The sequence below is a fragment of the Streptomyces sp. NPDC087263 genome, assembly GCF_044744645.1.
In the GTDB taxonomy this organism is placed as follows: Bacteria; Actinomycetota; Actinomycetes; order Streptomycetales; family Streptomycetaceae; genus Streptomyces.
In genome coordinates, this window is the sequence record NZ_JBIUYT010000007.1 from 394,674 (window position 1) to 420,885 (window position 26,212).

At 70.1% G+C, this 26,212-nt stretch carries 21 protein-coding genes and 1 pseudogene; 8 read left to right on the forward strand and 14 right to left on the reverse strand.

The annotated features are described in order from the left end of the window. Positions 1–136: 136 nt before the first annotated feature. A complete protein-coding gene (locus tag ACIPC1_RS24415) occupies positions 137–1,984 on the reverse strand; it encodes a transketolase (RefSeq protein WP_402520282.1) in 1,848 nt (615 codons plus the stop codon). 171 nt (positions 1,985–2,155) lie between these two features. On the opposite strand from ACIPC1_RS24415, the gene ACIPC1_RS24420 reads away from it, so the two are divergent. Beyond that, a complete protein-coding gene (locus tag ACIPC1_RS24420; RefSeq protein WP_402520286.1) occupies positions 2,156–2,509 on the forward strand; it encodes a VOC family protein in 354 nt (117 codons plus the stop codon). A gap of 145 nt (positions 2,510–2,654) precedes the next feature. On the opposite strand, the gene ACIPC1_RS24425 is transcribed toward ACIPC1_RS24420, so the two are convergent. The 7 genes from ACIPC1_RS24425 to ACIPC1_RS24455 all read right to left on the reverse strand — a co-directional run bounded on the left by ACIPC1_RS24425 (position 2,655) and on the right by ACIPC1_RS24455 (position 11,704). Beyond that, the gene (locus tag ACIPC1_RS24425) at positions 2,655–3,239 is read right to left on the reverse strand and encodes a GNAT family N-acetyltransferase (RefSeq protein ID WP_402520288.1); all 585 of its coding nucleotides are present in this window, start codon (positions 3,237–3,239) and stop codon (positions 2,655–2,657) included. A gap of 55 nt (positions 3,240–3,294) precedes the next feature. Beyond that, positions 3,295–5,097, reverse strand: a complete 1,803-nt coding sequence (locus ACIPC1_RS24430; protein ID WP_402520290.1) for a CocE/NonD family hydrolase — start codon at positions 5,095–5,097, stop codon at positions 3,295–3,297. Positions 5,098–5,766: 669 nt separating this feature from the next. Beyond that, entirely contained in the window at positions 5,767–6,693 is a 927-nt protein-coding gene (locus ACIPC1_RS24435) for an LD-carboxypeptidase (protein ID WP_402520292.1), read from the reverse strand. A gap of 31 nt (positions 6,694–6,724) precedes the next feature. Further along, positions 6,725–8,686, reverse strand: coding sequence for a prolyl oligopeptidase family serine peptidase (locus tag ACIPC1_RS24440; RefSeq protein ID WP_402520294.1), 1,962 nt, complete (start codon positions 8,684–8,686; stop codon positions 6,725–6,727). Positions 8,687–8,715: 29 nt separating this feature from the next. Then, positions 8,716–10,020 (reverse strand): M20/M25/M40 family metallo-hydrolase, encoded by a 1,305-nt coding sequence (locus tag ACIPC1_RS24445; RefSeq protein ID WP_402520296.1) that lies wholly within the window; start codon positions 10,018–10,020, stop codon positions 8,716–8,718. Continuing rightward, on the reverse strand, positions 10,013–10,846 hold the full coding sequence (locus ACIPC1_RS24450) for a M55 family metallopeptidase (RefSeq protein WP_402520298.1): 834 nt from the start codon (positions 10,844–10,846) through the stop codon (positions 10,013–10,015). Before ACIPC1_RS24450 ends, ACIPC1_RS24445 begins: the two co-directional genes overlap by 8 nt. 327 nt (positions 10,847–11,173) lie before the next feature. Next, complete coding sequence (locus tag ACIPC1_RS24455; protein ID WP_402520300.1) at positions 11,174–11,704, reverse strand: TerD family protein; 531 nt, start codon at positions 11,702–11,704, stop codon at positions 11,174–11,176. Positions 11,705–11,990: 286 nt separating this feature from the next. On the opposite strand from ACIPC1_RS24455, the gene ACIPC1_RS24460 reads away from it, so the two are divergent. The 3 genes and pseudogenes from ACIPC1_RS24460 to ACIPC1_RS24470 all read left to right on the forward strand — a co-directional run. Then, positions 11,991–14,120: a nitrate- and nitrite sensing domain-containing protein gene (locus tag ACIPC1_RS24460; protein WP_402520302.1), complete on the forward strand. Its 2,130-nt coding sequence runs from the start codon at positions 11,991–11,993 to the stop codon at positions 14,118–14,120. Then, entirely contained in the window at positions 14,117–14,536 is a 420-nt protein-coding gene (locus tag ACIPC1_RS24465) for a roadblock/LC7 domain-containing protein (RefSeq protein WP_402520304.1), read from the forward strand. Before ACIPC1_RS24460 ends, ACIPC1_RS24465 begins: the two co-directional genes overlap by 4 nt. A 114-nt stretch (positions 14,537–14,650) precedes the next feature. Beyond that, positions 14,651–15,219, forward strand: a pseudogene (locus tag ACIPC1_RS24470) (metal ABC transporter permease); the annotation flags it as partial. A gap of 317 nt (positions 15,220–15,536) precedes the next feature. Here ACIPC1_RS24470 and ACIPC1_RS24475 read toward each other — a convergent pair. Continuing rightward, the gene (locus tag ACIPC1_RS24475) at positions 15,537–16,634 is read right to left on the reverse strand and encodes a lipocalin-like domain-containing protein (RefSeq protein WP_402520306.1); all 1,098 of its coding nucleotides are present in this window, start codon (positions 16,632–16,634) and stop codon (positions 15,537–15,539) included. A gap of 114 nt (positions 16,635–16,748) precedes the next feature. Here ACIPC1_RS24475 and ACIPC1_RS24480 point away from each other — a divergent pair, with 114 nt between their 5' ends. After that, positions 16,749–17,414 carry a TetR/AcrR family transcriptional regulator gene (locus ACIPC1_RS24480; RefSeq protein ID WP_402520308.1) on the forward strand — a complete coding sequence of 222 codons (666 nt, stop codon included), beginning with the start codon at positions 16,749–16,751 and terminating at the stop codon, positions 17,412–17,414. A gap of 25 nt (positions 17,415–17,439) precedes the next feature. Here the strand turns inward: ACIPC1_RS24480 and ACIPC1_RS24485 are convergent, their stop codons facing one another. Next, positions 17,440–18,051 (reverse strand): TetR/AcrR family transcriptional regulator, encoded by a 612-nt coding sequence (locus ACIPC1_RS24485; RefSeq protein ID WP_402520310.1) that lies wholly within the window; start codon positions 18,049–18,051, stop codon positions 17,440–17,442. Positions 18,052–18,363: 312 nt separating this feature from the next. On the opposite strand from ACIPC1_RS24485, the gene ACIPC1_RS24490 reads away from it, so the two are divergent. Next, entirely contained in the window at positions 18,364–19,287 is a 924-nt protein-coding gene (locus tag ACIPC1_RS24490) for an enoyl-CoA hydratase-related protein (protein ID WP_402520312.1), read from the forward strand. 111 nt (positions 19,288–19,398) lie between these two features. Here the strand turns inward: ACIPC1_RS24490 and ACIPC1_RS24495 are convergent, their stop codons facing one another. Beyond that, complete coding sequence (locus ACIPC1_RS24495; RefSeq protein ID WP_402520314.1) at positions 19,399–20,952, reverse strand: long-chain-fatty-acid--CoA ligase; 1,554 nt, start codon at positions 20,950–20,952, stop codon at positions 19,399–19,401. A 352-nt stretch (positions 20,953–21,304) separates the two neighbouring features. On the opposite strand from ACIPC1_RS24495, the gene ACIPC1_RS24500 reads away from it, so the two are divergent. Beyond that, the gene (locus tag ACIPC1_RS24500) at positions 21,305–21,844 is read left to right on the forward strand and encodes a PaaI family thioesterase (RefSeq protein ID WP_402520316.1); all 540 of its coding nucleotides are present in this window, start codon (positions 21,305–21,307) and stop codon (positions 21,842–21,844) included. Between the two features lie 68 nt (positions 21,845–21,912). Here ACIPC1_RS24500 and ACIPC1_RS24505 read toward each other — a convergent pair whose 3' ends face one another. From ACIPC1_RS24505 to ACIPC1_RS24515, 3 genes are read right to left on the reverse strand one after another with little or no spacing between them, the layout of a single operon-like run. Further along, on the reverse strand, positions 21,913–23,085 hold the full coding sequence (locus tag ACIPC1_RS24505) for a thiolase family protein (protein ID WP_402520318.1): 1,173 nt from the start codon (positions 23,083–23,085) through the stop codon (positions 21,913–21,915). Between the two features lie 54 nt (positions 23,086–23,139). Beyond that, positions 23,140–23,898, reverse strand: a complete 759-nt coding sequence (locus tag ACIPC1_RS24510; protein ID WP_402520320.1) for a 3-hydroxyacyl-CoA dehydrogenase — start codon at positions 23,896–23,898, stop codon at positions 23,140–23,142. Positions 23,899–23,943: 45 nt separating this feature from the next. Next, on the reverse strand, positions 23,944–25,101 hold the full coding sequence (locus tag ACIPC1_RS24515; RefSeq protein WP_402520322.1) for an acyl-CoA dehydrogenase family protein: 1,158 nt from the start codon (positions 25,099–25,101) through the stop codon (positions 23,944–23,946). Between the two features lie 176 nt (positions 25,102–25,277). Here ACIPC1_RS24515 and ACIPC1_RS24520 point away from each other — a divergent pair, with 176 nt between their 5' ends. After that, positions 25,278–26,117, forward strand: a complete 840-nt coding sequence (locus ACIPC1_RS24520) for an SDR family oxidoreductase (protein WP_402520324.1) — start codon at positions 25,278–25,280, stop codon at positions 26,115–26,117. The last annotated feature ends 95 nt before the right edge of the window (positions 26,118–26,212 follow it).

Consider the following 26,212-nt stretch of genomic DNA (forward strand, 5'->3'; position numbering starts at 1 on the left):
CCCATTCCTGTAAGCCAATTCCCTGGGAAATTTCCGGGGAGAGAGAAGTATCCGGAAGGTCCGGAAGCGGAAATAACGGTTCAACGGCCCGAGGTCCTGATTCAGGACCTCGGGCCGCAGCCTGTGCGCAATGCGCTCAGCGCACGACAGCCGTTTCCACCAGCAGCCGGGCCGCCGCCGCGATCGACTCGGCGTCGATGCCCGCGGCGTGCAGCTGCTCGGCCGGGGTCGCCGAGCCCGGCATCGTACGGACGGCGAGGCGCACCAGACGCGGCACCGGACGGCCGTCGACGAAGGCGTCGAGGACCGCGTCGCCGAGGCCGCCCTCCTCGCGGTGGTCCTCGACGGTGAGGAGACACCCGGTCTGTTCGGCGGCCTCGCGCAGGGTGCGGCGGTCGACGGGCTTGACCGAGTACAGGTCGATCACCCGCACCCGAATGCCCTCAGCGTCGAGCGACTCGGCGGCGGCCAGCGCCTCGTGGACGGTGACGCCCGCCGCGACGAGCGTCAGCCGGTCCTCGTCGGAGCGGCGCAGGACCTTGCTCCCGCCGACCGGGAACTCCTCCGCCGGGCCGTAGATGACGGGCGCCTCTCCGCGCGAGGTGCGCAGATAGCGAACGCCGTCCAGGTCGGCCATGGTGGCGACCAGCTTCGCCGTCTGGTTGGCGTCGCACGGGTACAGCACGGTCGAGCCGTGCACCGTCCGGAACATCGCCAGGTCCTCCAGGCCCATCTGGGAGGGCCCGTCCTGGCCGATGGAGACACCCGCGTGCGAGCCGACGAGATTGATGCCGGCACCGCTGACCGCGGCCATCCGCACGAAGTCGTACGCCCGGGTGAGGAACGCGGCGAACGTGGACGCGTACGGCACCCAGCCGCGCGCCGCCATCCCTACCGACGTCGCGACGAGCTGCTGCTCGGCGATGTAGCACTCGAAGAACCGCTCGGGGTGTTCCTTGGCGAAGTACTCGGCGCGCGTGGAGTCGCTCACCTCGCCGTCCAGCGCGACGATGTCGCCGCGGGAGGTGCCGAGCGCGGCGAGTGCCTGTCCGTAGGCGTCGCGGGTGGCGACCTTGTCGCCGGTCTCGTAGCGCGGCAGGTCGATATGGCCCGCCCGGACGGCGTGCAACACCCTTGCGGCGGGCGGCTGTTGGACCTGCACGCGCAGGTCGCGGACTCCGCCGAGTTCCGCGATCGCCTCGTCGGCGTCCGGCAGCGGCTTGCCGTGCAGGCCCTCGCGGTCCTCGACGGACGCGACACCCTTGCCCTTGAGGGTGCGGGCGAGGATCGCGGTCGGCTGTCCCCCGGTGGACCCGGCCTCGGCGTACGCGCGGTCGACGGCGTCGACGTCATGCCCGTCGATCTCCACGGTGTGCCAGCCGAAGGCCTGGAAGCGGCGCGCGTAGGCGTCCAGGTCGTGCCCGTGCCGGGTGGGTCCGCGCTGGCCCAGACGGTTCACGTCGACGATCACGGTGAGGTTGTCGAGGTGCTCGTATCCGGCGTGCTCGGCGGCCTCCCACACCGATCCCTCGGCGAGTTCGCTGTCCCCGCACAGGACCCAGACACGGTATCCCGCATGGTCCAGCCGCTTCCCGGCGAGCGCGATGCCGACCCCGACGGGCAGTCCCTGCCCTAGCGAGCCGGTGGCGGTCTCCACCCAGGGCAGCCGCTGCGGCGTCGGGTGTCCTTCGAGCCGGCTGCCCAGCTTGCGGAAGGTGAGCAGCTCGCCGTCTCCCACGGCCCCGGCCGCCTTGTACGCCGCGTACAGCAGGGGTGAGGCGTGCCCCTTGGAGAGGATGAAGCGGTCGTTGCCGGGATGCCGGGGGCGTTCGAAGTCGTAGCGCAGATGGTTGGCCAGCAGGACCGCCATCAGGTCCGCGGCGGACATCGAGGACGTGGGGTGGCCTGAGCCCGCGGCGTCGGAGGCGCGGATGCTGTCCACGCGCAGCTGCTGCGCGAGATCGATGAGCTCACGGGTGTCCATGACTTTCCTTCCGGACGCCTGCTCTCCGGCGCCTTGGGGTTGTCGCTGGTACGGGACTTTCCGCGTCCCCCTGGTCAGGGCATCCAAACGCGTGGGCGCCGAGCGTTTGATCCCCGTCCGATCCCTCCGAAGCGATCTCGTTTCCGGCCGGTCCCAACTAGGCTCGTGGGCATGGAGATTCTGGGAGCCACGCTGCGTATCTGCGTCGACGACCTGGAGGCTTCGGTCCCGTTCTACGAGCGGCTCGCGGGCGGGCAGGCCCTGCGTTTCGAGCGTGGCAGTGTATCCGTTGCCGCGATCGGCTGCTTCCTGCTCATGAGCGGACCGCCGGCCGAACTGGACGTCCTCCGCAAGGTCGCCGCCACCATCGCCGTCAAAGACGTCGAGGAGGCCCACCGCGTCCTCACCGACTCGGGCGCCCGCATCCTGGTGGGCCCGGTGACGAGCCCGGTGGGCCGCAATCTGATCGCGCTGCACCCTGACGGGTCGGTGTACGAGTACGTGGACCGGCGGGCCGGGCAGTAGCGGGGGAGTTTCCTCGCCCCCTGCGCCCCTACCCGCCCCGTGCGTGGGGGCCGCCGGGTGCGGGCGGGCGCAGCCCGAGCTTGGAAAGGGCGTCCAGGACGAGCTTGCGCGGGGTGCACATCCTCGTCCGGGGAGTCCGGTGACGTCAGCGGGACCGGATCATCTCCGCGGTGATCGCCCACCGCTCGTGATCCCTCCAGGCCCCGTCCATGTAGATGAAGTCGGGCGAGAACCCCTCCAGCCGGAACCCGCAGTGCCGGGCGAGCGCGATCGAGGCGGCGTTGCCGGGCTGCACATTGATCTCCAGCCGGTGCAGCCCCATCTTGCCGAAGGCGTGCCGCACCACGAGCCCGAGACCCTCGCTCATCAGCCCCCGCCCGGCCGCGTGCGCGAAGGCGCCGTACCCCAGCGCCCCGCACAGGAAGCCGCCCTCGACGATGTTGTTGATGTTGATGAACCCGGCGATCGCCCCGCCGCCGGGGGCGCCGGCCACACCTTTGGGGCCCTCCGCGAGTTCGCACACCAGGAACCCGGCCTTCGTCGGATCCTCGATCAGCCGCCTCGCGTACACGGCGTAGGCATCGGCGCCGACGGGCGGAAACAGCCACGGCTGGTGCAGGTGCTTGCTCTCCCGTGCCCGGGCGGTGAACTCCGCGCCGTCCTCATAGGTGAAGGGCCGTATGCCCACGCGAGGACCTGTGGCGAGATGGTCGGAGGCGTTCTCAGGCATCCCGCCAGCCTACGCGAACCCCTGTCCGCCCCTCACTTCGTTCGACGCCGGCGCCTCAGTCCCCGATCACCGGCAACTCCAGCACCCCGGTGTGCCCGGGCGCACTGGTGATCGTCACCGGCTTCACCCCCTTGTTCCCGAAGTACGCGTCATCGCTCGCCGCGACGACGAACTGAAACCGGTGCCCCGCCTCGTACCGGTGCACGATCCCCGGCAGCGAGAGGGTAAAGGTCTTGGTCACGTCCGGCACCCGCACCGGCGCCACCAGCCGGTGCACCAGCGTCTTCGTGCCGTCGGGTGCGATGTCGTACAGCTTGGCGAAGAGGACCAGCTTGTCGGCGGCGTCGCCGGAGTTCTGCACCAGCTCGGTCTCCGGCGAGGTCACCTTCAGCGTCACCTTGGGTGCACCGACGACATCGACCGAGCGGGTCAGGGGCGCGCTCGTCCAGCCGAGGTAGGTCCCCTCGGTGTCGTACGGCGCCGGATCGGGCAGCCCGACCGCCCCGGCGAGGGGGCTCTCGGAGTGGCTGGTGGGGACCAGCGCGTTGCGGTATTCGCGGCTGCCGGGCACGACCTTCCTACGGTTGTCGACGAGCTTGCCGTCCCCGGAGAGGTAGAGCTTGCGGCTGAGCGCGGGCAGGCGCGAGGCCGTGGCGTAGGTGCTGTTCGGGTCGGCGATCCAGTCGCGGTAGTACGCCAAGGAGGGGCCCGTGTCGACGCCCTTGCGGTGCTGGAGGTACCGGTCGAACCAGGCGAGGATCCGCCTGCCGACGTAACTCGTCTCCAAGTTGCCCTGACTCAGGTTGAGTTCACCGCTCGCCGGATCGGTACGGCCGCCGCTGTGCCCCCACGACTGCCAGATCATCTTCGTCGGGGTGCCCTGTTCCTTGAGGGTCTTGTACGTCGCTGTCGCCTCGTTGAGGTTGAAGAGGCTGTCGGCCTGCCCCTGCACCAGGAGGGTGGGCGCCTCCACCTTGCCGAGGTAGGAGAGGGGCGACACGCTGTCCGCGTAGCTGCGCAGTGGTCCCATCTTGTCCGCCGGGTAGCTCCCCGTGTTCAGCGTCCGCATGGTGGCGCAGGCGTTGCTCACGAAGTGCAGGCAGGCGAGGGAGTTGATGTGGGAGGGGTCCAGGTTGGGCGCGGTCACCGGCTGGTGTTCGCCGATCAGGTAGAAGGCGTTGGTCCACTGCCACTTGAAGGCGCCGGGCACGTCATGGGCGCCGGCGGCGTTGTTGGGGTCCAGCGAGTACGACAGGTCGTTCCAGGTGATCAGCGGGACGAGCGCGTCGACCCGGTGGTCCACGGCGGCCGTGGCCAGCTGGATGGCACCCCCGTACGAGCCGCCGATCATGCCGACGCGGGGGTCATCCCTGCCGTCGCGGGTGACGTAGTCGGCCTTCGTTCCGTCGTCGGCGGCGCGGGTGCCGGCCAGGAAGTCGACGAGACGGGACGCGGCGACCCCGTCGACGCGCGGGTCGTCGAGGGAGATCAGACAGCCCGACGCGCCGAAGCCGAGCCCCGAGTAGACGAGCCCGACGTATCCGCGGGCCGCGAACGCCTTGCCGATGGCGTCCGTGGAACCGTCCGACTTGCTCCCGCCGAAACCGTTCGTGGCGAGTACCGCGGGAGCGGTGTTCCGGCGGTCCACGCCCGCGGGCCGGTACAGGTCGGCGTCGATCGTGCAGGTGCGGTCACCGGCCCGGACGGTGAACTTCAGGGCGGTGACGGTGTACTGCCCGGTGGCCGCGGCGACGGGCGCGGTGAACGCGAGCGGCGCCGTGAGCGCCGCGCCGACAGCCAGCGCCAGCGCCGCACGGGATCCGGACACACGAGAACGACGGGACACGAGGACCTCCACGCTGAGGACAACCCGACTACGACAACAAGTACTTACCGACCGGTAATCATGTTGGAACGCCCATCGGGCGGGGTCAACCACCGTGTCGGGTGTTTCCTGACGGATATTCAGCGAGGGTCAGCGCCAGGCCGAGACGACGCCCGCCACCGGACGAGCAGATGTCGGCCGCCACACGGACGAGGCCCGCCACCGGGCGACGCCGTGCCGGCCGCCACACGGACGAAGCCCGCCACCGGTTGAGGCCAAGGCCCGTCCCCCAGCGGGACGAGGCCGGCCGCCAACCGGACGAGCCCCCGCCGCCCGCCAGGCGAAGACAACGCCCGCCCCCAAGCGAGGCAAGGGCCGGCCAGCAGGCGAGCACAGGGGCCGCCGCCGAAGCGGGACAAGGCGAGCCGCCAAACGGACGAACCCCCGCCGCCAGACGATGGCAGGGGCCACCCCAAGCCAGCACAAGGCACGTCCCCAAGCAGGACAAGGCCCGCCACCAACCAGACGAACCCCCGCCACCAGACGAAGGCAAGGACCACCCCAAGCCAGCACAAGGCACGTCCCCAAGCAGGACAAGGCCCGCCACCAAGCAGACGAGCCCCCGCCGTCAGGCCAAGGGAAGGCCTACCCCCGCCGCCCAGCCGGAAGTGCCCTGCCGCCGAGCAGGCGCAAGCCCCGCCCCTAAGCAAGCGCCGGTTCGTCCAGCGTCAGCGTCCCCGCGTCGGTGTCGAGTTCGGCCCCGACCCCGAAGGGAATCGTGAGCGCTCCCTCGCAGTGTCCGAAGCCGAAGTCCTCGGCGACGGGGACGCCGAGCCCGCCCAGCCGGTCGGCGAACACGGCGCGCAGATCCTCGTACGGACCGCAGTCCTTCCAGGAGCCGAGGGCGATCCCGGCGACGGAGTCGAGCCAGCCGGCCCGCAGGAGCTGGGTGAGGATCCGGTCCAGCCGGTACGCCTCCTCGCCGATGTCCTCGATCAGCAGCAGTCCGCCCGCGGCGCCGGTCCGGGCGAGCGGGGTACCCAGGTCGGCGGCCAGCAGACTCACGCAGCCACCGAGGGTCACTCCCCGGGCGCGCCCCGGCACCAGTACGCCGCGCCCGGCGGACTCGATGGTCCGCACCGACTCCGGTTCGAAGAGCGTCGCCCGCAGATGCTGCTGCGCCCGCGCGTTCTTGAGGAAGTCGACGGCGGACGCCATCGGCCCGTGCAGCGTGACCAGCCCCAGGCGGTTCGCGAACGCCTCGTGCAGGGCGGTGATGTCACTGAAGCCGAGGAGCACCTTGGGGCCCGCGGCCCGCAGCGCGTCCCAGTCGAGCAGGTCGACCATGCGCTGCGTCCCGTATCCGCCGCGCGCACACAGCACCGCGGCCACGTCGGGGTCGCACCATGCAGCCTGGAAGTCGGCGGCCCGGTCGGCGTCCGTACCCGCGAGATAGTCGAACTCCGCGTGCCGGTCAAGGACATGGGGTGCCACGAAGGGGTCGAGGTCCCAGCCCCGCAGGATGTCGAGCCCGGCCTGGAGCCGTTCCTCGATCACGGGCCCGCTGGGCGCGACGACGGCGACGCGTGCTCCGGGTACGAGACGCGCGGGGCGGGTCAAGGGCTTCACTGGGCGGACTCCGTGGTGGGGACGGTCGGCTTCACTTGGCGAGCTCCAATGTCGGGATACCGGGCGGGTTCAGGCCCAGGACCTGTGCGTACAGCGAGAGTTCGGCCTCCAGGACCCGCACCGTCGTCTCGGCCCGCCGAAAGCCGTGGCCCTCTCCTTCGAAGGCGATGTAGGCATGCGGGATCCGGCGCCCCTCCTCCGCCAGCCGGGCGAGGAACCGCTCGCACTGCACGGGCGGGCAGATGACGTCGTCGAGGCCCTGGAGCAGCAGGAAGGGCACGCCGATCCGGTCGGCGTGCTCGGAGGGCGACCGCTCTGCGTACCTGGCTGGCACCTCGGCGAGCGGCCCGACCAGGGTCTCCAGGTACTGCGACTCGAAGTCGTGGGTCTCCCCCGAGGCCCATTCGGCGAGGTCGAGGATCGGATAGAGGATGGTGCCGCAGGCGTACACGTCGGTGCTCGTCAGGGACGCGGCGGTCGTCCAGCCGCCCGCGCTGCCCCCGCGAATGGCGAGCCGCCGCCGGTCGGCGGTGCCCTCGTCCGCGAGGGCGAGTGCGACGGCCGCGCAGTCCTCGACGTCGACGACGCCCCACTGTTCGCGCAGCCGGTTGCGGTACTCCCGTCCGTGCCCGGTCGATCCCCCGTAGTTGACCTCGGCGACGCCGATGCCGCGCGAGGTGAAGTAGGCGATCTCCAGGTCGAGCACGAGGGGGGCCCGGCTGGTGGGGCCGCCGTGTGCGTGGACGACGTACGGCGGCAGTTCGTCGTCGGGGGCGGCATGGCCGGGGTGGTGCGGTGGGTAGATGTGCGCGTGGATCTCGCGTCCGGCGGGCCCGGTGAAGGTGCGGATCTGGGGTTCCGGGTAGTACGCGGGGTCCACCGGGTCGACGTGTGCGGCGCCGGTCACCCGGGTCCGCCCGGTACGGGCGTCGAGTTCGACGACCTCGTACGCGCTGCGTGGACTGGCCCCGATGCCCAGAACGCGGCTGCCGTGCGCGGCGAGCGTCGGGGCGAACTCGGTCCAGGGCCCCGCCGCGTCGACGACCTCGCCGGTCTCCGGGTCCAGGATGCCGAGCGCGGTGGCGCCCCGGCCGTGGACGACGGCGATCAGCCCGTCCTTCAGCGGCGCGAACCAGCGGTAGCCGATCTTCCACAGGGGCCCGCCGAACTCCTCCTCGCGCGGGCATACCGGCACACCGTCCCGGTACAGGTTCCACCAGCCGGTGCGGTCACCGGCGTACAACAGGGAGCCGTCGAAGGCCCATTCGGCCTGGGCGATCGACTCGTCGGGGCCGCCGGCGACCGTGCGGGCCTCCTGGAGCGTCCCGTCGTCGGCCACCTCGGCGACGATCAGTTCCGTGCCGTCCCAGGGCATCCGCGGATGGTCCCAGGCGAGCCAGGCCGCGCGCCCGCCGTCGGGCGAGAGCCGGGGCCCGGTGACGAACCGGTGCCGCCCGTCGGTGAGTTCACGTACCGCGCCCCGGTCCCGCGCGGCCGAACCGTCCAGCGGAACGGCGACGACGACCCGCCTCACATCCGTCGGCCCATTCCCGGTGAACTCCTCCAGCACGCACCACACTTCGCCCCTCTCGACGCGCAACTGCGGGTCCACCCAGCGCAGTCCGCCGCCCACGTGCGAGACGGGCGTCAACGGGCGTGGTTCACCGCCGACTTCGTACCGGTACAGCCGTTGGTCGGCGAAGTCGACGAACACCACCAGCGGCCCCTCGGGACGCATCTCCCCGGCCCAGGCCTGCCCGCCGTACTCGATGACACGACTGCGCACGTTCCACGGGGCGGGCAGCACCGACTCCTGGGTGCCGTCTGCCTTCCGCCTGACGAGCGTGCGCCGCCCGCCCTCGGTGGGCCGGGGTTCGGTCCACCACGTCTCGTCGCCGACGAAGCCGACGGACTCGGGGTGCCCGTCGTGCGCGGCGGCGAGTGCCGCGTCGATGGGCGAGGGCCACGATCCGTACGCCAGGGTCTGCACCATGTCCCCCACTATCCCCACATCCCGGTGTTCTAGGCGGTGCGCAGAAAGCGGTCGAGGACGCGGACACCGAAGTGGAGCGCCTCGACAGGGACGCGCTCGTCGACGCCGTGGAAGAGGGCCTGGTAGTCGAACCCCTCCGGGAGCTTCAGCGGCGTGAACCCGTATCCGGTGATGCCGAGGCGCGAGAACTGCTTGGCGTCCGTGCCACCGGACATGCAGTACGGCACGACATGCCCCTCCGGAGCGAACTCCTCGACGGCTGCACGCATCTTCGCGTACGTCGCCGACTCCAGAGGCGCCTGGAGCGCCACCTCGCGATGCTGGAACTCCCACTCCACGGATGGTCCGGTCAGCCGGTCGAGGGTCGCCCGGAACTCGTCCTCGTGGCCGTACAGATATCTGCCGTCGACATGGGCGACGGCCTCCCCCGGAATCACGTTGATCTTGTAACCGGCGCTCAGCATCGTCGGGTTGGCGCTGTTGCGCACGGTCGACTCGACGAGCGTGGCGGCGGGACCCAGCTTGGCCAGCAAGCCGTCGACATCCTCGAAGTCGGGGTCGATGCCGTACACGGCGGCGAGTTCGGTGAGCGCCGCGTGCACGGTCGGGGTGAGCCGCAGCGGCCACTCGTGCGCCCCGATCCGCGCGACCGCCTCGGCCAGCCGCGTCACCGCGTTGCTCCGGTTCACCTTGGAGCCGTGGCCCGCCCGGCCGCGCGCGGTGAGCTTGAGCCAGCCGGTGCCGCGCTCGCCCGCCGCGATCGGGTAGAGCTCGCGCCCGCTCCCGTCGTGGAAGGTGAACGCCCCGGACTCGCTGACGCCTTCGGTGCACCCTTCGAAGAGGCCCGGGTGCTGGTCGGCAAGGAATCCCGAGCCGTCCTCGGCGCTCGCCTCCTCGTCGGCGGTGAACGCGATCACGAGGTCGCGCCGGGGTCGTACGCCGGTCCGCGCCCAGTCCCGCACGACCGCCAGGATCATCGCGTCCATGTTCTTCATGTCGACCGCGCCGCGCCCCCAGACGACGCCGTCGCGGATCTCCCCCGAGAACGGGTGCACGCTCCAGTCCTCCGCCTGCGCGGGCACGACGTCCAGGTGACCGTGCACGAGCAGCGCGTCGGCCGAGGGGTCGGTGCCTTCGAGGCGGGCGACGACGTTCGTACGCCCCTTGGTGCGCTCAAGGAGGGTGGGCTCCAGGCCCGCCTCGGCCAGCAGCGCGGCGGCGTACTCGGCGGCCGGGCGCTCCTGGCAGTCCCCGCCGCCCCGGTTGGTGGTGTCGATGCGGATGAGGTCGGAGGTGAACCGTACGACCTCGTCCAGCGCCTGCCCGTCAGCCATACTGCTCCTCCACCGCGGCCGACACGATCGTCGTGACCGCCTTGAACGTGCGAATTCCCTCGTACATGGTGCCGCTGGTGTACGCCACCTTCCGCTCCCCGACCCGCTCGACACCCGGCACCACGGTCGCCGCCATCGACAGGTGCTCGGCGTCGAACTCCAGCGCCACGGTGAACGGGCCGCCCACGAGCGGTTCCTGACGGACCGCCAGGGACGCCGCCTCCTTCGCCGCCGCGCGGATGTCGGAGGCGGTCCTGGACGGCGTACGGCACACGGCCGCGTACCGCGAGACATGATCCTTGACGGCGACCTTCAGTGCCTCGGGCGCGTATCCGAGCGCGTCCTCGCAGGCCAGGTCGTCCCCGGTGACGAGCACGACGGGCACGCCGTACTCGGCGACCACATGGGAGTTGAGCAGCCCCTCACTGGCCCGTACGTCGTTCACCCACACCCCGGTGATGGAGTTCGCGAGGTAGGTGTGGGCAAGGACGCCCTCCATGCCGGCGCCCGCGTGATAGCCGACGAAGGCGATCCCGTCCACGTCACCGTGCTGCACGCCCTCCACCATGGACAGCGACTTGTGCCGCCCGGTGAGCATCTCCGCCCGCTCGTCCAGCTGCTCGAGGAGCAGATTGCGCATGGTCCAGTGGGCCTCGTTGATCAGCACCTCGTCGGCGCCGCCGTCGAAGAAGCCGAGCACGGCCGCGTTCACGTCCGAGGTGAACATCGAGCGGCACCGTTCCCACTGCGGCGTCCCGGGCAGCACGTCGGCGGGCCAGGTCACCCCCGTAGCGCCTTCCATGTCGGCGCTGATGAGGATTTTCACGAGTCGTGGTCCATCCGCAGGTCAGAACCCTGCGGTCGGGTTTCTGACAGCAGTTCTCGACAGCTGGCCAGAGTCGAGACGTGGATCTTCACGCCTGTCGTGACGGTGGTGACGGGGGTCTTCATGGTCCGTCACGTTACGCGTCGACGGGGAATCCGCCAGGACGAAGTGAGGAGGTTCAGCCGTGTTCCCGCCGCGCCTTCCGCCCGGATACGCAGACCACTCATCCCGAACTGCGAACCGCCCACACTGAAGACGGGGCTGGGGCGGAGCGCCCCAGCGCATCTCCCCGTGGGGCGTGTTCTCCCCAGCTCAGCGGAGCCGACGTCACTGCCGGGCGCTGCCCATCTCCGCGGTGAAGACCACCGGGTCACTGTCGAACCCACGGACCATCTCACGAAACTCCCAGGCACCCGAGTCGTCCCTGACAAAATCCGCGACCGTCATGGCCGTGGACTCGGCGACGCCCGCGAAGTCGTCCGCCAGCAGTTCTCTGTACCCTTCGACGACCAGCACCCCGGCATTGGACAGGTCACCGAAGGCGCGAGGGCCGCCATCCTGGTGAATGGCGACCCCCACGACGACGCGTCCGTAGGCGGACGACAACCGCTCGAGCTCCAGGACCATCACCTCGACGAACCCCAGGCCCAGGCCGGTCTCGCTGTGCCGGTTCATGTTGATGGTGCCGTCCGGTGACCGGCTCTCGTAGTGGACGACGTACACCGGCCGCCCGAAGCGATCGTCCGCGGAGTAGGTCGCGGCGATGATGTCGAGATGGCGAGGCCGCTCCCCGAGAGGACTCGGATCCCACTTGAGTCTCACCTCGACCTTGCCCAGTCCCGCGCCGGTACCGCTCATATCGTCTCCCGTGTCAAGCCACCACTGGACGCCCCCGCATGGTCAAGTATCGCCCCCGACCAGCAACTTGATGCTTCTCTGACACGACGCACAGCCCAGGCGGCCGTGCCCGAATGACGCACCCTGGGTTCCACTGCTGTCGGTGCCGGGACGTCAGGTTACAGATATGTGAACCGGGCCTCTCAGCCTCCTGCTCCTCGCGGTGAGAGGGTCGCAACCGAACCTCCCACGCGGCCTAACAGCTGGGAAACCGCCCGGCGCGGCGATCGGGCTAGCGTCGTGACGTATGAGGGTGTGGGAGCCGCTGCGGCGGCAGCTCGGCAGGCTCAGCGCGATCCGCAAAGGCCTCAGGGGCAAGGGGGGTTCAGCGAACCGTTCCGGTGGCCGGACCGCTCCGGGCCGTCGGCCGGTGCCCGGCTGGCGCAGCATCAGGGGCCGGGTGACGGTGGTCATCACGGTCCCGATCTGCCTGCTGCTGGCGGCGGCCGGTCTCGCCGTGCAGGGCCGCGCCGAGGCCCTCGGCGACGCCCGCACCACCCGTGCCGAGGTCGGCCTCAGTCTGCGCATACAGGCCCTGGTGCACCAGCTGCAACGCGAACGCGGCCTGACCAATGGCCTGTTGGGCGGCGAGAAGGAGTTCCGCTCCGCACTGTCCGCCACCCGTACGCGCGTGGACACGGAGCTGCGCGGAATGCGCGGCGACAGCTCCGTCGAGGGCGTCGTCCAGCAGCACCTGGTGCGCCTGGCCGGCGTCCGCGCAGCCGCCGACCGGGGCACCGCCGACCGGGCCGCGACCCTCACCTTCTACACCACCGCCATCGACGCCCTGAACGCCGTCGACCCGGTGGCCGAGACCACGACCGGCGCCGATCGCCAGCTGCGCGACGGGCTGGCGGCGTTGCGGGAGCTGGCCGCGGCCAAGGAGTCCGTCGCCCTCGAACGCGGGCTGCTCAACGGCGTGTTCGCCGAGGGCGCCTTCCACGACCGCGAGTACCTCACCTTCACCGAGGTGCGCGCCACCCGCGTCGCCGCCCTGGCCCGCTTCCGGCAGATGGCCACCGCACCCCAGCGCGCGGCCCTGACAGACGCCTTCGCCACCTCCGACGCCAGGCGCGCCACCGCCTACGAGAATCAGGCGGAGGACGCCGCCGACGGCTCCGCGCTGCAAGCCGAAGCCGGCACCTGGTGGAACGCGATGACCGTGCTCGTCGATGATCTGTACGCCGTCCAGCAGTCGGTCGGAGGCGATGTGCAGGGCCGGGCCGACCAACTCAGCCACGACGCCGAACTGGGCCTGGTCGCCTACCTCGTCGCGGGAACGCTGATCGCCGCCCTCCTCGCGGCCCTGGCCGCCTTCGCCTCCCGTTCCCTCACGCGCCCGCTCGGCGCGCTCGCCGAGGCCGCCCACGACGTGGCGCGGAACCGCCTGCCCCAGGCCGTCGAACGTATCCAGCAGTCCCCGCCCGACCAGGTGGAACACCTCCTCTCCGGGCACATCCCGGACCGCCCCGACACGCAACTGCTGGGCGGCGCAGCGGAGATCGCCCAGGTCGCCGCCTCCCTGCACCAGGTGGAACACACCGCCCTCCATCTCGCCGCCCAGCAGGCCGGCCTGCGCCGCAACACCACCGAATCGCTTGCCAACCTCGGCCGCCGCAACCAGAACCTCGTACGCCGTCAACTCGGCCTCATCACCCGGTTGGAACAGCAGGAACTCGACCCGGACGCCCTCGCCGAGCTCTTCGAACTCGACCACCTCGCCACCCGCATGCGACGCAACGCCGAAAACCTGCTGGTCCTGGCCGGGCAGAATCCGCCGCGGCCCTCGGCGACACCGGCCGACGGCCTGGAAGTCGTCCAGTCCGCCGTCGCCGAGGTCGAGCAGTACCGGCGGGTCCTGATCGCGGCCGTGGAGCCGGTACGGGTGCGCGGGCACGCCGTCGCCGACATCGCCCACCTCCTCGCCGAACTCATCGAGAACGGGCTCACCTTCTCGCCACCGATCCAACCGGTCGAGGTGCACGGCTGGCACGACACCCAGGACGACACCTACTGCTTCGCCGTCGTCGACCACGGCGTCGGCATGTCCGAAGCCGACAGGGAACGCGCCCACACCCGCTTCTCGGGCTCCGGGGAGGAGGCCCTCCTCGCCGCACCCACCCGCTTCCTCGGCCACCTCGTCGTCGGCCGCCTCGCCCACCTCCTCGGGGACGGCACCCAGGTCCACCTCTTCGACACCCCAGGCGGCGGCCTGTCCGCACTCCTCGCACTCCCCGGCCGCCTCCTCTCCCCCGCCGAGACCCCCTCCACCGCACCGTCCGCGCCTGCGCGGCCCGCCGTCTCCTCCCTGCTCAACGGGTTCCGAGCAGGTGTCGCCCGCGCCGAGGCCCGAACCACTCAAGGAGCGTCATCGTGACCACCGCCGTCCAGAGTTTCGGCTGGCTCATCTCGGAGTTCGTCCGCACCGCCGACGGTGTCACCGACGCCGTCGCGGTCTCCTCCGACGGCCTGCTCATGGCAGCCTCCGACAACCTCGGCCGAGACCGCGCCGACCACCTCGCCGCCGTGGTCTCCGGCATCACCAGCCTTGCCCAGAACGCGGCGACGGCGCACGGCTTCCGCGGCATGAAACTCGTCATGATCGAAATGCTCGGCGGCTTCCTGATGGTCGGCCGCATACGCGACGGCAGCTGCCTCGGCGTCCTGGCCGCCGAAGGATGCGACGTCGGCCTGGTCGGCTACGAAATGGCCGTCCTCGCGGACCGCGCCGGTGAACTCCTCACCCCGCAGCTGGTACGCGAACTCCATTCGTCACCCGTGGCCGCGGCATAGGCCGCGGGCGCCTCGGGCCACCCGAATCTCCCAGGATCGGACCAAGCCAGGCACGGGTGGTCAGCGCGCCACCGCCCTTGGAATCGACGCGGCAGCAGACCGCTTCCGCTGCCTCCGTTCGGGCTGGGGCTCGGAGTGCTCTTCCTCGCCCTCTACAAGGGCCGCGCGGCGAACAAGTTCGGCCTGCTCACCGGCCGGATCGTCGCCGTGGACACCCCGCAGACGGCGTGGCCGCTCAGCACCTCCGCCGTGGTCCAGGTCGCCCTGGCGGTGATGTGGCGGCCGCTGACCTTCGCCAGCGCCGAGCCGGACGTCGCCGAGGCCCGCGGCGTACCGATGCGGGGACTGTCCTTCGCCTTCATGATCGTGCTCGGCCTGGCGGTGGCCCTGTCCGTCCAGGTCGTCGGCGCACCGCTGGTCCTCACCCTCGTCGTCACACCCGCCACGGCCGCCTCCCGCATCACTGCCTCGCCGGTGCTCCTGCTCCTGCTCCTGCTCAGCGTGGTCTTCGCCGTCGTCTCGATCGAGGGCGGCATCCTAATGGCCTGGCCCTCGGCAGCAGCATCCCCATCAGTCCCTACGTCACGACGGTCTCCTTCACGATCTACGTCCCCTGCCGACTCGCCGGCGCCTACCACACCCGACGCCGGGAGGTGAGGCGGACACTCCCGCAGCCCGCCTGAACGACGGTGGCAAGGCCCAGCCCGAACTGCTGGTCGTCCGTACCGGTGCGGATCCTTCTGTGACCGCAGCAATCATGGAACGCGAGCACGCCGGGACCACTGCCAGGCGGCTCCCGCCCCGGCCCACCCTGCTCACCCGGTGCACTGGCTCATCGGCTTGCGGACGAAGTCCCCTTCGATGCCCGGGAAGAGCCCGTAGCAGCGCCCTGGGGGCGTCAAGGATCGTCAGGCGCATGTGCGGGAGTTTGCGAAGCACCCGTTTCCCGCATCCAAGAGGTTGGAGCACTGCTGGTCACGTCCGACAGCACCGACCTGGTTCAGGGCCGGGCCTTGCCGAAGTACATGAGCTCCCACAGCGCGTCCTCGCTGTGCACGTCCACGAGCTCCGCACCCCGAAAGTGCTCGATCCGGAGCTCTCCGGCGAAGCGCAGGTAGGCACCGTCGAAGCCGACCAGTTTCGCGGCGGCCCTCTTCGGCCCCTTGAGTTGGTCGACGAACTTCTCGCCGGCGATGTCGAAGTGGCGGCTGAAGGTGACGACATAGCGTTCGTCGTCGGCTGTGTAGGTGTAGCGGGTGACGTTGTCCACCGGCTTGCCGGTCTCGGTGTCGGTGTAGCGGCCGAGTTGTTCGAAGGTGACCTTGGTGGCGTCGTCGGCGATGAGCTTCCCGTCGCGGGCCAGCATGAACACGGGCAGTTCGGCGTACCCGTAGCGCTCGTGTGCGGTGATGTACGAGGCGATCACCGAGTAGGGGCCCGCCGCGCCGCGTGCCCAGTACCAGTGGTGCATGAGGTCGACCATGGAGGCGTTGCCCCAGTTGTGGTCGTGGTAGCCGACGCCGGTGGTGGTGTGACTGTCGCCGCCGACGCTGTAGGTCGCCTCGACGTGCCCCTGGGGGACCGAGGGGAGCCAGGCGAAGTAACGCTCGTCGTCGGCACCGAAGAGCCAGTACCCGGTCTCCGGACGCCAGGCGGGCACTTCTCCGGTCAGCGTGACCTCGACCGAGACCTCCTCGATACGAGCCTTGATCGTGTACGTGTGCAGGTCGCCGGCGAAGCGGTTCTCACCGATGCGCACATCGCAGGACGTGGATGACGCCGAGAAGGTCTTCGGGTCGAGTTCGGCGAGCTTGGCCGTCGTGGTGCCGTCGGGCAGCGTCAGGTCGATGCGGATCTGCGGAGCCAACTGTGTGCCGAGGCCGTTGACGGCGTCCTTGGTGAAGAAGACCACCACCAGTTTCGCTCCGTCCGCGAGGTGCGCGTCGAAGTACCACCACTCGAAGGATCCGGGCAGGCCGTCGGTGCGCATGCCGTCCTCGAACGGCTTGACCGCGTGAGGTTCGATGCCCAGGCGCGCGTAGTCCTCGGGCGTGCCGCCCAGGCGGGCGGGCTGTACGGCGGAGTTGTGGCGGAACACGAGATCACCGAATCCTTGGGTGGTGAGGGTGTCACCATGGCAGTAAATTACCAGGCGGATATTTACTTCTCCGAGTATGCATCCATCACCTGAATCGGACAAACGAGGCAAGTCGTGACCCAGTCGAAGCTCTCCCGGAGACGCGGCCGCCCCCACGCCGGCGACGAACCCGACCCGTCCACCCTGCTCCAGGGCGCCCTGGAGGCCTTCGCCGAGAAGGGCTACGACGGGACTTCCGTACGCGAGCTCGCCCGGCGCCTCGACGTGAGCCACGCCCTGCTCACCGCGCGCTTCGGCTCCAAGGAGAAGTTGTGGTTCGCGGCGATGGAGCATGCCCTGGCCAACACCCGGCGCACACTGCGCGCGATCGGCGAATCGGGTGACGTGGACGATCTGGAAGCGCTGCGGCATACCGTCGTCGAACTGGTGCTGTTCTCGGCCGCGTGCCCGCAGGTGGGACGGATCATGAACCACGAGGGTGCGACCGACAGCCCGCGCGTGCGGTTCATCGTCGAGCACTTCGTCGATCCGCTGCGCCCGGGCATCGAACGTCGGCTCGGCAGGCTCGTCGAGGCAGGGCGCATCCGCCCCGTCCCCTACAGCACGCTGCACTACCTGGTGGGCCAGGGCGGCGGAGGGCCCTTCACCAACCCCGTGGAGGCCACGCTGCTCGGGGCACCCGAACATCACGACCAGGAGACCGTCCGCCGCCACGCCGAAACCGTCGCCGACATCCTCATCGCCGGCCTGACGGCGGCCCACCCGGCCGCCGACCGGTAGAAGCCACGCGCCCTTCGTACGCCGGTCAGCCCCGCGCCGGTCGCCTCGCCGTGCGCGGGCGGTACTCGACGACGACCAGCGCCAACGACACATAGCGCTCGACGAGTTCGTCCACAGCCACCGGACCGTCCGCCCGGTACCACTGGGCGATGGCGTTGCACATGGCGATGACGGCACGACGGGCGTCGTCAGGGTAGGGCGTGAGGAAGATCCCTTCGGCCGCCCCGCGCTCGATGACCTCCCTGAACTGCTGCGAAGCACGCTCCTCGTTCTTGCGGTAGCGCTCCAGGTGCTCGGGCTCCAGGCTGCGCCCCTCGGTCAGGACGATGCTGCTCTGGACAGGGTGGTCCGTACGGAACCGTACGCTCGCGGAGACAAGAGCCTCCAGACGTTCCGCCGGGTCGTCCCCGACGCCCGCCAAGGCGGCGTCACAAGCCTCGAAGTAGGTGTCGAGCCCCTCATCGAGGATGGCGACGAGCAGCTCCTGCTTGCCCTTGTAGTAGTAGTACAGAGCGGAGAGGCTTACTCCGGCCCGCTGAGCGATGTCTCGGATCGACGTCGCCCCGTACCCCTGCTCGGAGAACTCCTGGCGAGCTGCCCCGATGATGGCTCTCTGGCCTGCGGGTCGAGCGGACACGGATTCTCCAATCTCCGTCATGGTCCCGGCTCCGGATAACTGACCGATCATTCGAACAGTGGCGCCGATTCCTCCGATGCTACAGCCGCACGATCAGCGGCAGGGCATCCGCCGAGCGATCCAATACCCCCACGCCCACGCCGTCGTACACCGATGTCGGTCCGCCCCACCGAGGCGCGAGGACGCTGCACCAGCATCGCAAAGCCTCTTGTGGGCGCACTCTCACTTAGCTAACGTTCGTTCAATTCCCCCTATCCTGTCCAGTCCACCCGGCGCGCCGACGGCGTGGCCCGAACACACGGAAGGTGCCCCGTGAGCGAACAGCACAGCGAACCGAGCACACCGGACCCCTACGAGCAGATCACGTACGCCGTGACAGACCGCGTCGCCACGGTCACCCTCAACCGGCCCGAGGCACGCAACGGCTACACCCTGCGGATGGCCGAGGAAATCGCTGCCGCGCTGTGCGCCGCCGAGGCCGACCCGGCCGTACGCGTGGTCGTCCTGACGGGTGCGGGCCGGAACTTCTGCGTCGGCGCGGACCTTGCGGCAGGCGAGGGCACCGCGGGAACGGAGCGGAGCTTCTCGACAAGCGACGACGAACGGACACTTGCCGAGGTCGCGGCGGGCACGTACCAGGAGCCCGCCGGTCTCGTGACCCGTGTGCTGTTCGCGATGAACAAGCCGGTGATCGCGGCCGTGCGTGGCGCGGCCGTAGGTGTCGGCTCGACGATGCTGCTGCCCGCCGACTACCGGCTTGCCTCCGTCGACTGCAAGTTCGGCTTCCCCTTCAGTCGTCGCGGCATCGTGCCGGAGGGTGCGTCGGTGTGGTTCCTACCGCGGCTGGTGGGCACGGGCACGGCCTTGGACTGGCTGGTGTCGGGGCGCCTCATAGCGGCGGACGAGGCATTGCGGACGGGCCTCGTCAACAGCCTCCATGACCCCGACAAGGTCCTCGACGCGGCGTACGACCTCGCCGCCGAGCTGGTCGCGTACACCGCTCCGGTGTCCGTCGCGCTCATCCGGCAGATGGTGTACCGCATGGCGTGGGCCGATTCTCCCGAGGAGACCCACCGGCTCGACTCACGGCTGGTCTTCGACACCGTGCGCGGGCCGGACGCGGTGGAGGGTGTGCAGTCGTTCTTCGAGCGGAGGGAGCCCCGCTTCCCTGGGCGAGTGCCGGAGGACCTGCCGGACTACCTGCCTTGGCGAGGGGGCGCGCAGGCGCGCGGCTGAGGGTGCCGGCCGTTCGGCCGTTCCCCGCGTGCACGTCGACGGCCGCCCGGTCCGGGTCGGCACCGGCCCGGAGTTCGCCGCACTGGGCGGCCCGGGCCGAGTCGACCGTCGTCAGCGGTTACCGGATCCCCCGGCCGTCAGGCCGTCCTTCAGTACGTGCTTGAGGACCTTGCCGCTGGGGTTGCGCGGCAGTTCGTCCACGAAGTGGATGATGCGGGGACTCTTGTACGAGGCGATCCTGGCCCGGGTGAAGTCGATGAGCTCGTCCACGCCCGTGTCACCGGCGTCGGCGTTCAGGACGATCGCGGCGGTGACCGCTTCGCCCCACTTTTCATCGGGTGTGCCGAAGACGGCGACGTCGCAGACGGCCGGGTGCTCGGCGAGCGCCGACTCCACCTCGATGGGGTACACGTTCTCGCCGCCGGTGATCACCATGTCCTTGATCCGGTCGGTGATGAACAGATAGCCCTCCTCGTCGAGGTACCCGGCGTCCCCGGTGCGCAGCCAGCCCTCCTGCGTGAGGAGCTTCTCGTTCTCGTCGGGCCGCTGCCAGTAGCCGGGGGTGACGTGGTGGGAGCGGGTCAGGATCTCCCCCACCGTGCCCGCCGGGACCGGCTTGCCCGTGATCAGGTCGGCGACGACGAGCTCGGTGTCGGGGCAGGCGTTGCCGGCCGAACGCAGCAGATGCGCACGCGGACCGTCGGGGTCGTGGTCGGCGGGCAGCAGCCGGGTGACGGAGCCGGTGGTCTCCGTCTGCCCGTACCGCTGGCAGAAGTCGCAGCCGAAGACCTCCATGGAACGGCGCAGCAGCGCGGGGGTGATGGGCGAGGCGCCGTACACGATCAACTGCAGTGCGGAGAAGTCCCGTTCGCGGATGCCGGGCACCTGTATGAGCAGTTGCAGCACCGCGGGGACGAACAGGACGTGCGTGACGCGCTCGCTCTCCAGGACTTCGACGACGCGTTGGGGTACTAGCTCGGGCAGCGTCACGGTATGGGCGCCGGCGCTGAGCGCGGAGGTCAACCAGCCGGTACCCGCGATGTGGAAGACGGGCAGCACGTTCAGTGAGACGCTCTCCTCGCTCCAGCGCGCGTCGGCGGTCTCGCGCTCCCCCGCGTACACGTTCGCGAGGGTCATCTGGACGCCCTTGGGCAGGCCGGTGGTCCCTGAGGTGTAGAGCTGGAGGAAGACCGTGTCCGCGTCGGCCTGGCCGCCTCGCCCCGGGTCGTCGGCGGGTGCGGCGTCCAGCCAGGGCTCGTAGGCGTACTCACCGGGTCCGGCTTTCCCGGTGGTGACCAGCGGCAGTTCCGGCATCGCGGCACGCGCGCCGGCCTCGAACTCCTCCTGCGTGATGACCATCCTGAGCTCCGCGTCGAGCGCGACAGCGACGAGTTCGGGTTCGGCCAGGCGCCAGTTCAGCGGGGTCGCGACCAGCCCGGCTTTGGCGCAGGCGAGCAGCAGCTCCGCCGACATCCGGCCCGGGCGCACCAGGAAGCCCACCCGCGACCCGACTTCCAGGCCGGCGGCGAGCAGGGCCTGGGCGATCTTGTTGCTGCGGGCGTCCAGTGACGCGTAGGACAGGGTCTGCCCGGCTTCGGTGACGGCCGGTGCATCCGGGCGCAGCACCGCGTGGCGGCGAACAGAATCGGGCAGGAACGGGCCCATGAGATCCCTCCAACATCCATCTTCGGCAAGGGTCTTGAGGTGGGGAGGTGCGGTGCTGGATGTACACGGCAGCAGACACCGGGTGACGGCTCAGGACGGACACGAGAATCGTCGGCGTGGGTCCCACTGTCAATGGGTTGAACGAACGTTCCGAATGAGTCGCGCGAGCGGAGATGGACCCGACGGTCCCGCCGTGCGGTTCCCGAGCAGGCCGGGAGATCCTCCGTATCCGCTCTGCGCACCTGGTGAAGGGCATCCGCAGTCCCCCGACGGCAGCTCCCACCCCTTCAACGTCCGGAGCCTTCACCCACCTCGCTAGTCGAACGATCGATAAGCTATATTCGCTGAATCAATGCGCATGCCCTCGCCCCGGCGGGGCGCCGACCTGCGGATGCAACTGTGTGAGGAGCCGGCCATCATCAGCGACATCACTTGGGGAACGGGCACCGGGCTCGATCGGATCCGCGCCCTCGCCGACTCTCCTCCCCACGCCCTCCACGCCCATCTCGGCCTGCGGTTCTCCGAGGTGGAGAAGGGGCGGGTCGAGCTCATCTGGACGCCGTCCGACGCGGTGCGCAACCCCGCCGGAGTCGTGCACGGCGGCTACATCGCCGCCGCGTTCGACGAGGTGTGCGGCGTCACGGCCATCAGCCTCAGCAACCCGGCCACTCCGTACCTCACGATGAGTCTGAACGTGGACTATCTTCGGCCCCTGCTGGCGGGCGAGACGTACACGGCCGTCGGCTCCGTGCAGCAGAGCGGCGCCACGCGCACGCTGGTCCGCGCGGAGATCACCGACGCGACGGGTCGGCTGTGCGCACAGGCGACCTGCGCGTTCACGCCCAACCGGAAGCTCCTCGAACACGCCGCCCGGGCGGGCGCCACCGAATGACGCCCGGGCAGCTCCCGTCACGGCGAGGGCGGGCCCTGGCGGGTCCGCCCTTGCCGTGACGAGGTGGATCAAAGCAGTTCGAGGATGGTGGCGTTGGCCATGCCGCCGCCCTCGCACATCGCCTGTAGGCCGTAGCGGATGCCGCTGTCCTTCATGTGGTGCACGAGGGTCGTCATCAGCCGGGCGCCGGAGGCCCCGAGCGGGTGGCCGAGGGCCATCGCACCGCCGTTGGGGTTCATCCGCTCGTAGTCGGCGCCGGTCTGCCGCTGCCAGCCGAGCGAGACCGAGGCGAACGCCTCGTTGATCTCGTACGCGCCGATGTCACCGATGGACAGGCCGGAGCGCTCGAAGACCTTCGCGGTCGCCGGGATCGGACCCTTGAGCATCGTGATCGGGTCGACGCCCGTGACAACTCCCGTATGGAAGCGGGCTATCGGTGTCCAGCCGTTGCGCGCGGCGACCTCGCTGGTGGTGACGAGCAGCGCGGCGGCGCCGTCGGAGATCTGCGAGGCGTTGCCCGCGGAGATGGCGCCGTGCTCCTTGAACGGGGTCTTCAGGCTTCCCAGGGCCTCCAGGGTGCCGCCGCGGCGGACACCCTCGTCCGTGTCCAGGACACGCTCGACGCCGTCCGCCCCGGTGACGGTGACCGGGGTGATCTGCTCCTTGAAGCGGCCCTCGTCGATCGCACGGGCGGCGCGGGCGTGCGAGTCGAGGGCGTGCCGGTCCAGTTCCTCGCGGCTGAGCCCGAACTCCTCGGCGATCATCTCGGCGCCGACGCCCTGGTTGAACTGGTAGTTGTCGTAGCGTTCGGCGACCAGGGGGCCGTACGGCTTGCCGAACCGGCCGTCCGCGCCACTCGCGCCCATCGGCACCCGGGACATCATCTCGACGCCGCCGGCAATGGCGATGTCGTACTGCCCGGCGATGATGCCGGCGGCCGCCTGGTGCACGGCCTGCTGCGAGGAGCCGCACTGACGGTCGATGGTCAGGCCGGGCACGCTCTCCGGCCAGCCCGCGGCGAGGACCGCGTACCGGCCGACGCCCGCCGCCTGCTCTCCGGCCTGGGACACACAGCCCCAGATGACGTCGTCGACGGTGACCGGGGCGAGATCGTTGCGCTCGGCGAGGGCCTTGAGGACATGGGCGGACAGGTCCACGGGGTGGATGCCGGACAGGGCGCCGCCGGGCCTGCCCTTGCCGACCGGGGTGCGAACGGCGTCGACGATGACTGCGTCACGCATCAGGGGAACTCCTGCTCGTACGAAGAGGCATGGCGGAGGGGAACACGGTGCGGCCTACTTCGGGGCCATGCGGATGGCGCCGTCCAGGCGGATGGTCTCGCCGTTCAGCATGGGGTTGGTGACGATCGCCTCGACGAGCTGCGCGTACTCGGTCGGCCGGCCGAGGCGGCTGGGGTGCGGGACCTGTGCGCCCAGCGAGTCACGGGCCGCCTGCGGCAGTTGGCCAAGGAGCGGGGTCTCGAACAGGCCCGGCGCGATGGTCGTCACGCGGATGTTCGCCTTCGCGAGGTCGCGTGCGATCGGCAGGGTCATGCCGACGATGGCGGCCTTCGAGGCGGAGTACGAGCACTGCCCGATCTGGCCGTCGAACGCCGCCACGGACGCGGTGTTGACGATGACGCCTCGGTCGCCGTCGAGAGGTTCGTTGCCGCTCATCTCCTGGGCGGCGAGACGGATCACGTTGAACGTGCCGATCAGGTTCACCTCGACGATCTTGCGGAACTTGTCCAGGGGGTACGGGCCGTCCTTGCCCGCGGTGCGTTGGGCGTCGCCGATGCCCGCGCAGTTGACGGTGATGCGCAGCGGCCCACGTGCGACGGCGGCAGCCACGGCGGCGGAGGCGTCGGCCTCGCTGGTGACATCACCCGGGACGAAGGTGGCGCCGAGGTCCTTGGCGACGGCCTCGCCGTCGGAGGAGGGCAGGTCGAAGATGACGACGTGCGCGCCACTCTCGGCGAGGAGCTCGGCGGTGGCCCGGCCGAGGCCCGAGGCGCCGCCGGTGATCAGGGCGGAGGAGGTGTTGTCGATCCGCATGGAATTCCCTCTCGTGTGGTCTGGGGTCTGGGAGTTGCCGGAGGCTCAGAGGCCGAGCGACTTGGCGATGACGATTTTCATGACTTCGCTGGTACCGCCGTAGATACGGGAGACGCGGGCGTCCGCGTACAGGCGGGCGATCGGGTACTCGGTGATGTAGCCGTAACCGCCGTGCAGTTGAAGGCACTTGTCGATCACACGGTCCGCGACCTCGGTGCAGAACAGCTTCGCCTTCGCGGCATCCGCGATGGTGAGTTCACCGGCGTCGTGGAGGTCCAGCGCGCGGTCGGCGAACAGTCGGGCCGCCTCGGTCTCGGTGGCGCACTCGGCGAGTACGAACTTGCTGTTCTGGAAAGAGGCGACCGGCCGGCCGAAGACCGTGCGGTCCTTGACGTACGCGGTGGCGTGCATGAGCGCGGCCTCGGCCGCTGCGGCGCTGCCCAGTGCGATGGCCAGGCGTTCCTGGGGGAGGTTGTGGGAGAGGTAGGAGAAGGCCTTGCCCTCCTCGCCGAGCAGGTTCTCGACGGGCACCTTGACGTCACTGAACGAGAGTTCAGCGGTGTCGGTCGTCTTCAGCCCGATCTTGTCGAGCTTGCGGCCGACCGTGAAGCCCTCCGACGCGGTCTCCACGCACAGGATGGACAGCCCCGCCCGGCGATCCTCGGGGTTGAACGGCGTGGTGCGTACGACGACCAGGATCAGGTCGGCGAGGACGCCGCCGGTGATGAAGGTCTTGGCGCCGTTGAGAAGGTAGTGCTTCCCGTCCTCCGACAGCGTTGCGCGGGTGCTGATGTTCGCGAGGTCGGAGCCGGTACTCGGCTCGGTCATCGCGATGGCGGTCATGATCTCGCCGCTCGCGAAACCGGGCAGCCAGCGCTGCTTCTGCTCCTCGGTCGCATACGCCATCAGGTACGGAAGGATCAGGTTGGCGTGTACCGAGTAACTGCCGAACGAGACGCCGGCGCGGGTCAACTCCTCCGTCACGACCGCCTGATACTTGAAACTGGTCTCGCCCGCGCCACCGAACTCCTGCGGCACCTCGATACCGAGCACGCCGAGTTCGCCGAGCTTGCGGTAGAAGTCGCGCGGAGGGTGCCCTTCCTTCTCCCACTCGTGGTGGACGGGCACGACTTCCTTCTCGATGAAGTCGCGGAGCGTCGCGCGGAATGCCTCGTGATCGTCGTTGAACACCGTACGGCGCACGGCAGCCTCTTCTCGTTCTTGCCTCGATCTGCTCCGCCGGGTGTGGCCTGCGTCGCAGAAATCTTGTCGAACGATCGTTAAGGTAATCCGCAGCGCAGCACCTGTCCACGTCCCGGACGGGTGACCTGCTTCACGCGGGCCCACTGACGGCCCGCCGCCGAAAGGACCTCCTTCCCATGACCGGAGCACACTCCCGCCTCGCCGGGCGCACCGTGCTGATGTCGGGCGGCAGCCGCGGTATCGGGCTGGCCATCGCCCTGCGTGCCGCCCGCGACGGCGCGAACATCGCCCTGCTCGCCAAGACCGACACACCCGACCCCAGACTGCCCGGCACCGTGCACACGGCTGCCGCGGAGATCGAGGCGGCAGGGGGCAAGGCCCTGGGGATCGTCGGCGACGTACGCGAGGAAGAGGATGTGCGCCGCGCCGTACAGGCCACCGTCGAGCGGTTCGGCGGCATAGACGTGGTCCTCAACAACGCGTCCGCCATCGCGCTGCTCAGTCCCGGAGAACTACCGCTCAAGCGCTACGACCTGATGATGGACATCAACGTCCGCGGCACCTTCCTGCTCAGCTCCCTCGCCCTGCCCCACCTGCACGAGTCCTCACACGCGCAGATCCTCACGCTGTCACCGCCGCTCAACCCGGACCGGCGCTGGCTGCGCGACCACGCTCCGTACACCGTCAGCAAGTACGGCATGACCATGCTGACCCTCGGCATCGCCGAACAGCACCGGGACAGCGCCCTCTCCGCCAACTGTCTGTGGCCGGCCACCACGATCGTCACCGCCGCGACCCTGAACATGGGCGGCGGGGAGGAGACCGTCAACCGCAGCCGCACGCCAGGCATCATGGCGGACGCCGCGTACGAGATCCTCACGCGTCCCGCGGGGCACACGACCGGGCAGACCTTCGTCGACGAGGAGGTGCTGCGCGAGTCCGGGGTCACCGGGTTCGACGGATACCGGGCGAACCCGGCGAGCACGGAACCGCTGCACCGGGACCTCTTTCTCTGACCGAGGCGGGAGCCGGGCCGCTCCGCAGCGAGACGCCGTAGGGGCGGCCGGATCCAGAAGTCCGGCCGCCCCTACGGCATATGAGGTGCGGTCAG

Excerpts from the sequence above, each read along its gene's own strand:
- ACIPC1_RS24440 (WP_402520294.1), bottom strand. The coding sequence starts at position 8,686 with ATGGTGCAGACCCTGGCGTACGGATCGTGGCCCTCGCCCATCGACGCG.
- ACIPC1_RS24445 (WP_402520296.1), bottom strand. The coding sequence starts at position 10,020 with ATGGCTGACGGGCAGGCGCTGGACGAGGTCGTACGGTTCACCTCCGAC.
- ACIPC1_RS24455 (WP_402520300.1), bottom strand. The coding sequence starts at position 11,704 with ATGAGCGGTACCGGCGCGGGACTGGGCAAGGTCGAGGTGAGACTCAAG.
- ACIPC1_RS24500 (WP_402520316.1), top strand. The coding sequence starts at position 21,305 with ATGCGCATGCCCTCGCCCCGGCGGGGCGCCGACCTGCGGATGCAACTG.
- ACIPC1_RS24415 (WP_402520282.1), bottom strand. The coding sequence starts at position 1,984 with ATGGACACCCGTGAGCTCATCGATCTCGCGCAGCAGCTGCGCGTGGAC.
- ACIPC1_RS24510 (WP_402520320.1), bottom strand. The coding sequence starts at position 23,898 with ATGCGGATCGACAACACCTCCTCCGCCCTGATCACCGGCGGCGCCTCG.
- ACIPC1_RS24520 (WP_402520324.1), top strand. The coding sequence starts at position 25,278 with ATGACCGGAGCACACTCCCGCCTCGCCGGGCGCACCGTGCTGATGTCG.
- ACIPC1_RS24505 (WP_402520318.1), bottom strand. The coding sequence starts at position 23,085 with ATGCGTGACGCAGTCATCGTCGACGCCGTTCGCACCCCGGTCGGCAAG.
- ACIPC1_RS24460 (WP_402520302.1), top strand. The coding sequence starts at position 11,991 with ATGAGGGTGTGGGAGCCGCTGCGGCGGCAGCTCGGCAGGCTCAGCGCG.
- ACIPC1_RS24495 (WP_402520314.1), bottom strand. The coding sequence starts at position 20,952 with ATGGGCCCGTTCCTGCCCGATTCTGTTCGCCGCCACGCGGTGCTGCGC.
- ACIPC1_RS24420 (WP_402520286.1), top strand. The coding sequence starts at position 2,156 with ATGGAGATTCTGGGAGCCACGCTGCGTATCTGCGTCGACGACCTGGAG.
- ACIPC1_RS24425 (WP_402520288.1), bottom strand. The coding sequence starts at position 3,239 with ATGCCTGAGAACGCCTCCGACCATCTCGCCACAGGTCCTCGCGTGGGC.